This is a genomic window from Arthrobacter sp. NPDC057259 (assembly GCF_042668995.1).
GTDB lineage: Bacteria > Actinomycetota > Actinomycetes > Actinomycetales > Micrococcaceae > Arthrobacter.
In genome coordinates this window covers 328,712-337,140 of record NZ_JBHUYA010000005.1, presented here as the reverse complement: position 1 = coordinate 337,140, position 8,429 = coordinate 328,712, and the positions used below count along the sequence as shown (strand labels likewise).

Sequence of the window (8,429 nt, the reverse complement as noted above, 5' to 3'; positions counted from 1 at the left end):
GGGTTCCCGGTGCGCCGTCGGCGTTTAAGCTGTTGTTTTTCGCGCCCGCTACTGGTCGCCCGCTGCTGGTCGGCCGCCGTTAGTCGCCCGTAGTTAGTCGTCGGCGCGGCGGCCGCCGGCGGCGGTGGCGTCGTCCGTGTCCGCGGCGGCTCCGGTCGCCGGCTCCGTGGCCAGATCCGGGTCCGTGTTCTGCGGGGCGCCCGTGCCGATCACGTCGTAGTCGGGGTCCGTCACCGGCGTCAGCCCGGAGTCGACCTCGCCGTTGTTGACCCGTTCCCGCCAGGCGCCGGTCTCGAAGTCGCGGTCCTCGATGAACTTCTTGAACCGCTCCAGATCCGCGGCCACCTGCCGGGAGTCGAGCCCGGCGGCTGCGCCGAGCTTCTCCACGGCGCCCTCGGGCGCCCAGCTGAGCTCCACGTCGACCCGCACGGAGCCCGGCGTGAGCTCGGTGAAGCGCACCGTGCCGGCGTTCCGTGGGGCGTCGATGCTCTCCCACGCCACCAGCCGGTCCGGTTCCTGCGCCGTGATCCGGGCATCGTAGGCGCGCTGGACGCCCCTGATGCTGGTCTCGAAGTGGACGGTGGTCTCATCGAGCTGCCGGACGCTGTCGACGCCCGTCATGAACTGGGGAAAATCCTCGAACTGGGTCCACTGGTTGTAGGCCTGCTTGACGGGGACGTTGACGTCGATGGATTCCTGCACTGTTGCCATGCGCTCTGTACTCCTCTGGTCGGATAAAGCCCGGCTCTCTGCGGCCTGATTCACAAGCTATCCGCAACGGGGCATCCGGCAAAGTCCGGGCACGAAGGCCGGGGCGGCGACGGCAAAGTCCGGCGGCCTAGCCGCCCTTCTTGCCGCCCTTGGCCTTGCCGGGTCCCTGCTGCTGAGCCTGCTGGGCAGCCTGTTGCTGTGCCTGCTGGGCGGCGGCCTGGTCGGCGGCGGCTTGGTCCGCGGCCGCCTTGGCCGCCGCGTCGCGGGCGGCCTGCGCGGCCTTCTCCTCTTCCGCGGCCTTGGCGGCTGCATCCTTGGCGGCCTGCTGCTGGGCGATCCGGGCGTTCAGGTCGTTCCGGACGGCGTCGATGGAGGATTTGATGCTCTGGTGCCGTTTGAAGGAGACCTTGCCGTCGGCCGCGGCGGTATCCAGGGCGGTGGTCAGTTCATCCAGCTGTTTCAGGGCGCCCGGGGAATCGTCGGCGGCCGCGGCCTGGGTGACCGCGAGGACGCGCGACTGGAGCTGGCCGGCCGCGGCGGCGTCCAGGTCGGGGGCGGGGGAGGCGCAGCCCGCCAGCGCGCCCGCCCCGACGATCAGGGCCAACGCCGCGCCGGCGACACGGCGGTTCACGCGGCGCGCGCCAGTGAAAGACAGTCCGGTCATGGGTTCACGCTTTCCTGCAGCTGTTTCAGGTGCTCACCGATGTCGCCCGTCACTGCCGGGTACGGGACCGGCGGCGGCGGTGCGGCGGGCGCCGCGGTCAGGGAGAGCACCACGGCGGTGGCAACCGCGAGCAGCACGACGACGGCGAGGCCCAGCAGGAGCTTGGCCCGCCGGCCCAGCGGCCGCCGGGCGGCGCCCCGGCCCGCCACTGCTGAGAGACCCGGCCGGGAGGTGGGCAGTGCGGCCGTCGACGGGATGGACGGCAGCGCGGCGGTGCCCGGCGTCGTAGTCCGCGCCGTCGAGGCTGCGTCTGAACCCGCGGCCGCACCCTTGCCCGCATTCCGCGACCAGCCCCGGGCCGGACCCCTCGCCGACCTGGGCGGCCGGGCAGGGGGCGCGGGCAGCACGCGGGTCTGCTGCTCGGCCAGCGGGCCGGGCAGGTGATCCGGGGAGACCAAGGCCTGGCGCAGGACGGGCTCGAGGTCGGCGGCGGCCGGGCGTTCCAGCGGGTCCAGTGCCGTCATGGCACGGATGAGGCTGGCCCAGGCGGCGGGGACGTCGTCGGGGATGGCGGGGGCCCGGTGCAGCCGGGCGACCGCCGATTCGACGGCGCTTCCCGGGTATTCCACAGTGCCCTTGATGCACTCCAGAAGCACCAGGCCCAGGGAGTAGATGTCGCTCGCCGGGCCCATGTCCGCGCCGCGGGCCTGTTCGGGGCTGAGGTAGGCGGCGGTGCCCACCATCGTCCCGGTGGCGGTGAGGCGGGTCCCGTCGGCGATCCGGGCGATGCCGAAGTCGGTCAGCTTGGGCCGGAGCGGCTCGCCCGGCCGGGTCCGGACCAGCAGGACGTTGGCGGGTTTGAGGTCCCGGTGGATGATGCCGAGGGAGTGGACGTAGGCGAGGGCGTCGGCCAGGCCGGCGCCGATCACGGCCACCTCGTCCAGGGGGAGCGGGCTGTGCCGGATGCGGGTGCGAAGGTCCTGTCCGTCCACCAGTTCCATGGTCAGGAACGGGCGGGGCTCGTCCGGGACGCGGGTGTCGGTGCCGGCGTCGAAGAGGGTGACCAGGCCGGGGTGGTTGAGGGTGGCCAGGAGCTCGATTTCGGCCTGCTGCCGGCGGAGTTCGTCGGCGTCGGAGGCCTGGGGTGCGAAGAGCTTCAGCGCTACGTCGCGGCCCAGGTTCTCGTCCCTGGCGGTGTAGACCGAAGCCATTCCGCCCCGGCCGATGACCTCTCCCAGTCGGTAGCGGCCGCTGAGAATCTCGGCCGTGACCTCGTTGGGCGACGTGTCCACGGGTACCCCCTGTTGCTTCCGACGCCGCGGTGGCGTCCTAAGGAAATGATACGGGTATGGGTATCGCGGTCCGGCGCGGGGACGGAATGGCCCCCATGGTGGTGCTGGTACGTGACTGGTGCTGTGCGCTTGTTCCTGGTCTGGACCTTTCTGACAGGGGCACCGCCGCGGACGACTGAGCTGTGCGGCTACGGCGCCTTGCTGGCACGGGATTGAAGGGTTCCGCCGGGGCCTGCGGGGCCGTTGGATCCCCCAGCGGACCCAACGACCACGCCCCGGCGCTCACGAGAACCTGCGCGGGGCGGCCGGTGTCACGGCGGGCGTTCCGCAGTGGCCGGGAGGACGCGGGTGCGGCGGCGCGGGACCTGCTGGCGGCGTGGCGCGACGGCGGGACGCTGGGTGAAGCGGGAAACGGGTGCCGGGGTCCGGCGGGGGGTGGGGCACATGGAAACTTCTCCTGACGAGCTGGTGGCGGGCGCAAGGGGCGGCCCGCGGGACGGTTCTCTGCACAGCGATGCTGCAGAGGACGGTCCAGCTAGTCGGGAGAAGAGCCGGGATCCGCGGTGACGGCGCGGTAGGCGTGCTGGAGCGGGCCGCTGATGGGCTCGAAGCCCTGCGGCGGTACGACGAGGAAGGCATCAGGCAGCCAGGCGGCGGTTCCGGCCGCGCTTCCGGCGGTGGGGCCGCCGCCGGACCCCGAGCCGGGGCCGGGTGGGAGCGCGGTGGGAGCCGGGAAGCCGGTTCCCCCGCCCCAGGGGTGCGGCAGGTCGGTGTTGCCGGCGGGCGCGGCGGGGGCGCTGTCTCCTGCGGGCGCGGCGGTGCCCGCCGACCCTGCCGGCGCGGTGCCGGGCGCGGGCGCGGGCAGATTCGGCTCAGGCAGGACCAGTGCCGGGGTAAACGACGGGTGTGTGGCAGCGTAACTGGTGATGCTGCCGACGTTCGGGCGCGCGACCACGGGGGCCGGACTGCAGGAGAGCGTCGGGTCGACGGCGGCGACAGTTACCGCGGGGGCCGGGCTGGCGGGGCCGGTGGGCTGGCCGGAGGCGGAGGCGGAGGGCCGGCCCGGCGAAGCGGCCTCGGCGGCCTGGGGAGAGGCTGCCGGGGCCGACTGCGCGGGCGTCTGGGTGGCAGGGGTGGTGCCTGTGGATCCGGCCAGGGGGTCGATGACGGGCAACACCGGAACGGGCGGCGCCGGGACATTTACCACGGGAACAGTGACCACCGGAGTGGGAGCAGGAGCCGGAGCCGTGGCTGAGGGTGTCGGCGCCGGGGTGGTGGGGGCCGGGGCGGGCGTGGGTGGCGGCGCCGGGGTGGCCACGGGCGGCACCGGAACCGGGGGTGTGACCACGGGAACGGGCACGACGACGGGGTCTGGGGGCTGCACGGGTGCCGGGACGGCGGGAGTGGGATCGGGAGCTGGGGCAGGTTCCTGCACTGGTGGATCTTGTACGGTCGGCTCCGGGGCGGTGACGGGAGCGGGGGCCGGGTCCGGCTGGGGGTTGCTGACCGGAGGTGCCGATTCGGTGGGCGCGGGTGCCGGAGACACCGGCGTTGCCTGGGTGGCGGGAGCCGTGGCCGTCGGCGTCGGATCCGGGGCGGGTGTCGCGGCGGCCTCGAGAGCCTCGTCGGTCATGGGCAGTTGGATCATGGTGCCCAGCGAGGTTTCCAGGTGGCCGGCGGCGGTGATGGCGGCCGGTTCGTCTGCGCTGGCAGCGGCGGCGCTCAGCGTCAGCCAGGCACACACCGCCAGCAGGGCCAGGAGCAGCCGCCGGAGCCGGAGGCGCAGGGGGGAAGGGCCCGCCGCTTCACGCATGCGCAACACCCCTCCCCGGAAAGGCTCGATGATTGGCCTATAGCGTAGATCCAGGGGTAGTGGCGCGTCCAGAGCGGGAGGACACTATTAGTCCCGGATTCCGGGTTCCTGCTGCGCCGGCCGGCGTCGGCCAGGGTCCGGCGTCAGCGGACCTGCACGTCGTTGGGGTAGCTGACCCCCAGCTGGGCGCGAACGCCGTCGAACAATCGCATGGTGTCGAGGGAGTCCTGCAGCGGCATCACCGGGCTTTCGGTCAGCCCCTGCTGGATGCAGCGGGTGACCTCGCGCAGCTCGTAGCTATAGCCGCGGCCCACCGTGGTGAACTGTTCCGTCCGCGGGTCGTCGAAGCCCACCCGGACCAGCAGCTCCCGGGGGTTGTTGATGGATCCCAGGCTTTGCAGGAACCCTTTGTTCCCGGCGACGGTGGCGGTGCGCGGCCCGTGCGCCAGGAGGGAGGAGGTCAGCTGCGCCTGCGCCCCGTGGTGGTAGCCGAGCGTCAGGGCGTTCTGGGCGTCGACGCCGTCGTCGTTGACGAAGCCGGTGGCGGTGACCGTCTGCGGGAAGCCCAGCGTGCCCAACGCCCAGAGCAGCGGGTAAATGGTGATGTCCAGCAGGGCGCCGCCGCCGTCCCGAGGCGCCCAGAGCCGTGAAGTGGGGGAGTAGGGGGCCGGGAAGCCCAGGTCTGCGCCGACCCACTGGACCCCGCCGATCTCACCGGACGCGGCGATCTCGAACGCCCGCTGCATCGCCGGCAGGAACCGGCTCCACATCGCCTCCATCAGGAAAAGTCCGTTGGCGCGGGCCAGGTCGATCAACTCGGCCGCCTCACGGGCATTGACGGTGAGGGCCTTCTCGCAGAGGACGTGCTTGCCGGCCATGAGGGCGGCCTTGGCGATGGCGTGGTGCTGGGCGTGCGGGGTGGCGACGTAGACGACGTCGACGGCGTCGTCGGCCAGCAGGTGCTCGTAGCCCGGAACCCCGTCCCGGTCCCCGTAGGCGCGGGCGAAACCGTAGTCCGCGGCGAAGGCATCCGCGGCGGCCTGGCTGCGGGAGGACACCGCGTAAAGCTGGGCGTCCGCGAGCAGCTCCAGGTCCCGGGTGACGGTGGCCGCGATCCCGCCGGTGGCGATGACGCCCCAGCGCAACCGGGCTCCGGTGGCGGTCCGGGGATCCTGGTCGGGTTGGTCAAAGAGCCAGGGCCTGGCGATCGGGGCGTTCATGTTGCCATCCTCTCACCCGGGCCGCCGTCGTCGTCGTTGCCCGCCAGCTGTCGCACCCACGTCCTACCAACCCACGAGCGCACCCGTTCCGGAAAAGCGCGCCGTCTCCGGACGGGCGCACCCCGGACCCGGGCCGCGCCCGTCCGAAACCGCCGCGAAAGTCCGGAAGCGCCCGCGGAAAACGGGAACCGCCGCGAAAACCGGTGCCACCCCCGGACGCACCAGGGCCCCGACCCTCCCGCAGCGAACTGCGGGGGAGCCGGGGCCCTGAAGTGTGAAGCGGAAGACTACTTGGTGATCGGTCCGAGTACCGGATCGTCAACGTAAGCGGTCTTGACGTTCTCCTTGGTCACGATGACCGGCTCCAGCAGGAAGGCCGGAACGGTCTTGACCTTGTTGTTGTAGGACTTGTCGTCGTTGATCTCAGGCTTCTTGCCGGCCTGGATGTCCTTGACCATGGTGATCGCGTGCTCAACGAGCTTGCGGGTGTCCTTGTTGATGGTGGAGTACTGCTCACCGGCCATGATCGACTTGACGGACTCAACCTCGGAGTCCTGACCCGTGATAACCGGCAGCGGCTTGCCTGCAGCCTTGACCGAGGTCAGGACCGCGCGGGCCAGCGTGTCGTTCGGGGACAGGACGCCGTCCAGGGTGGCGCTGCCGTAGCTGCCGCTGAGCAGGGTGTCGGCACGACGCTGGGCGTTCTCAGCCTTCCAACCCTGGGTCACGGCCTGCTCGAAGGAGGTCTGGCCGGAAACGACCTTGAGGGTGCCGTCGTCCAGCTTCGGCTTCAGCACGCTCATGGCGCCGTCGAAGAAGACCTTCGCGTTGGCGTCATCCGGGGAACCGGCGAACAGTTCGATGTTGTACGGGCCCGTCGGCTTCTTTGCCTTCATGCCGTCCAGCAGGGCCTGGCCCTGCAGCACGCCAACCTTGAAGTTGTCGTAGGCGACGTAGTAGTCGACGTTCTCGGTGTTCAGCAGCAGACGGTCGTACGCGATGATGGTCGCGCCGGCGTCCTTGGCCTGCTTCAGCTGGGTACCCAGCTGCGCACCGTCGATGGCACCGACGATGATGACCTTGTCACCCTTGGTGACCATGGCGCTGATCTGGTTCTGCTGCTCGGAAACGCCACCGTTGGCGAACTGAACATCAGCCTTGAAGCCTGCACCGTTGAGGCCATCGTTGAACAGCTTCTCGGCCAGGACCCAGTTCTCACTGGTCTTCTGCGGGAGGGCGACGCCGATCGGGGAGTTCTTGGGGAACGCCTCGCCGCCGCTGCTCGCGGAACCGGAAGATCCGCTGTCGGCACGGCCGCAGGCTGTCAGCGCCAGTGCCGCAATAGCAGCGATTGCTGCTGCCTTTCCTGCTTTACCAATCATTTGCATTGCTTGGTTCACTTTCTTTTTGGTGGTGTGTGGAGACTCGGTGGTAACTGGGAAGGGATCCGGTCAGGATTCCTTGGCGATGACCTCTTTGGTGGAAGTGGTCTCGTCGGCCTTGATCTCGTTGCTGCGGCCGAAGTTCTTCATCATCATGCCGATGATCGATTTCTTGCCCTGCGACTTGTTGTAGACGTCGAAGGCGACGGCGATCAGCAGGACCAGGCCCTTGATGATCTGGGTCAGGTCGGCGCCGACGCCGAGCAGCTGCAGGCCGTTGTTCAGGACCGCCATCACCAGGCCACCGACGATCGAGCCGATCACGGTGCCGACGCCGCCGGTCACGGCCGCGCCGCCGATGAAGACTGCCGCGATCGCGTCCAGCTCCCAGCCGACGCCGTCGAACGGGCCGGAGGCGGTGGAGCGGCCGACGAAGATCATGCCGGCCAGGCCGGCCAGGATGGACATGTTCATCATGACCAGGAAGTTGACCTTCTTGGACTGGACGCCGGAGAGTTCGGCCGCGTGGCGGTTGCCGCCGACGGCGTAGACGTGCCGGCCGATGACCGTCTTCGAGGAGATGAAGCCGTAGAGCAGGACCAGGACGGCCAGGATCAGGCCGGGGATGGGGAACGAGGTGCCCGGGCGGCCGGTGGCGAAGAGGTACGTCGCGTAGAGGATGGCCGCGCAGATCAGGACCAGCTTGGTGATGGTCACCCAGCTCTCGGTCACATCGGCGCCCAGGGACTTGGCCTTGCGGCGGGCGCGCAGTTCGCTGAAGACCACGTAGGCGACGCCGAGCAGGCCGAGCAGCACGGTCAGGTTGTTGTAGCCGGTGCTGGGGCCGACCTCGGGCAGGTAGCCGGAGCCGATGTACTGGAAGTCGTTGGGCACCGGGATGGTGTTTGACTTGCCGACGTACTGGTTGAAACCGCGGAACAGGAGCATGCCGGCGAGGGTCACGATGAAGGCCGGGATGCCGACGTAGGCGGTCCAGAAGCCCTGCCAGGCGCCGATCAGCGCGCCCAGGAGCAGGCCGAAGAGGATGCCGAGGTACCACGGGATGCCCCAGTCGCGGATCATCAGGGCCACGCTGACACCCACGAAAGCGGCCACGGAGCCGACGGAGAGGTCAATGTGGCCGGCGATGATGACCAGCACCATGCCGATCGCGAGGATCAGGATGTAGGAGTTGCCGTTGAAGAGGTTGATGACGTTGCCCGGGGTGAGCGTGCGGCCCTCGGTGAAAATCTGGAAGAAGACGATCAGCGCAACCAGGGCGAAGATCATGCCGAATTGGCGGGTGTTTCCGCCAAAGAGCTTCTTGAGCGCGTTCATTGTGTCAGT

At 70.0% G+C, this 8,429-nt stretch carries 7 protein-coding genes; all 7 read right to left on the bottom strand.

Features of this window, described 5'->3' with window-relative positions; all coding sequences use genetic code 11:
• Nucleotides 1-93: 93 nt before the first annotated feature.
• The gene (locus ACFUCU_RS10755) at nt 94-711 is read right to left on the bottom strand and encodes an SRPBCC family protein (RefSeq protein WP_377972503.1); all 618 of its coding nucleotides are present in this window, start codon (nt 709-711) and stop codon (nt 94-96) included.
• Nucleotides 712-838: 127 nt separating this feature from the next.
• Nucleotides 839-1,375 carry a mucin-associated surface protein gene (locus tag ACFUCU_RS10750; protein WP_377972501.1) on the bottom strand — a complete coding sequence of 179 codons (537 nt, stop codon included), beginning with the start codon at nt 1,373-1,375 and terminating at the stop codon, nt 839-841.
• Entirely contained in the window at nt 1,372-2,667 is a 1,296-nt protein-coding gene (locus tag ACFUCU_RS10745; RefSeq protein ID WP_377972500.1) for a serine/threonine-protein kinase, read from the bottom strand. Before ACFUCU_RS10745 ends, ACFUCU_RS10750 begins: the two co-directional genes overlap by 4 nt.
• A gap of 535 nt (nt 2,668-3,202) precedes the next feature.
• Nucleotides 3,203-4,480: a hypothetical protein gene (locus ACFUCU_RS10740; protein ID WP_377972499.1), complete on the bottom strand. Its 1,278-nt coding sequence runs from the start codon at nt 4,478-4,480 to the stop codon at nt 3,203-3,205.
• 143 nt (nt 4,481-4,623) lie between these two features.
• Complete coding sequence (locus ACFUCU_RS10735) at nt 4,624-5,700, bottom strand: Gfo/Idh/MocA family protein (RefSeq protein WP_377972497.1); 1,077 nt, start codon at nt 5,698-5,700, stop codon at nt 4,624-4,626.
• Between the two features lie 287 nt (nt 5,701-5,987).
• Nucleotides 5,988-7,088: a sugar-binding protein gene (locus tag ACFUCU_RS10730; RefSeq protein ID WP_290258830.1), complete on the bottom strand. Its 1,101-nt coding sequence runs from the start codon at nt 7,086-7,088 to the stop codon at nt 5,988-5,990.
• A 63-nt stretch (nt 7,089-7,151) separates the two neighbouring features.
• Nucleotides 7,152-8,420, bottom strand: coding sequence for a multiple monosaccharide ABC transporter permease (gene mmsB / locus ACFUCU_RS10725; protein ID WP_290258831.1), 1,269 nt, complete (start codon nt 8,418-8,420; stop codon nt 7,152-7,154).
• Nucleotides 8,421-8,429 lie beyond the last annotated feature (9 nt).

What these genes read in the sequence shown, in the direction of transcription:
- ACFUCU_RS10730 (WP_290258830.1), bottom strand. Translation starts at nt 7,088, where the DNA reads ATGCAAATGATTGGTAAAGCAGGAAAGGCAGCAGCAATCGCTGCTATT.
- ACFUCU_RS10735 (WP_377972497.1), bottom strand. Translation starts at nt 5,700, where the DNA reads ATGAACGCCCCGATCGCCAGGCCCTGGCTCTTTGACCAACCCGACCAG.
- ACFUCU_RS10750 (WP_377972501.1), bottom strand. Translation starts at nt 1,375, where the DNA reads ATGACCGGACTGTCTTTCACTGGCGCGCGCCGCGTGAACCGCCGTGTC.
- ACFUCU_RS10755 (WP_377972503.1), bottom strand. Translation starts at nt 711, where the DNA reads ATGGCAACAGTGCAGGAATCCATCGACGTCAACGTCCCCGTCAAGCAG.
- mmsB (WP_290258831.1), bottom strand. Translation starts at nt 8,420, where the DNA reads ATGAACGCGCTCAAGAAGCTCTTTGGCGGAAACACCCGCCAATTCGGC.
- ACFUCU_RS10740 (WP_377972499.1), bottom strand. Translation starts at nt 4,480, where the DNA reads ATGCGTGAAGCGGCGGGCCCTTCCCCCCTGCGCCTCCGGCTCCGGCGG.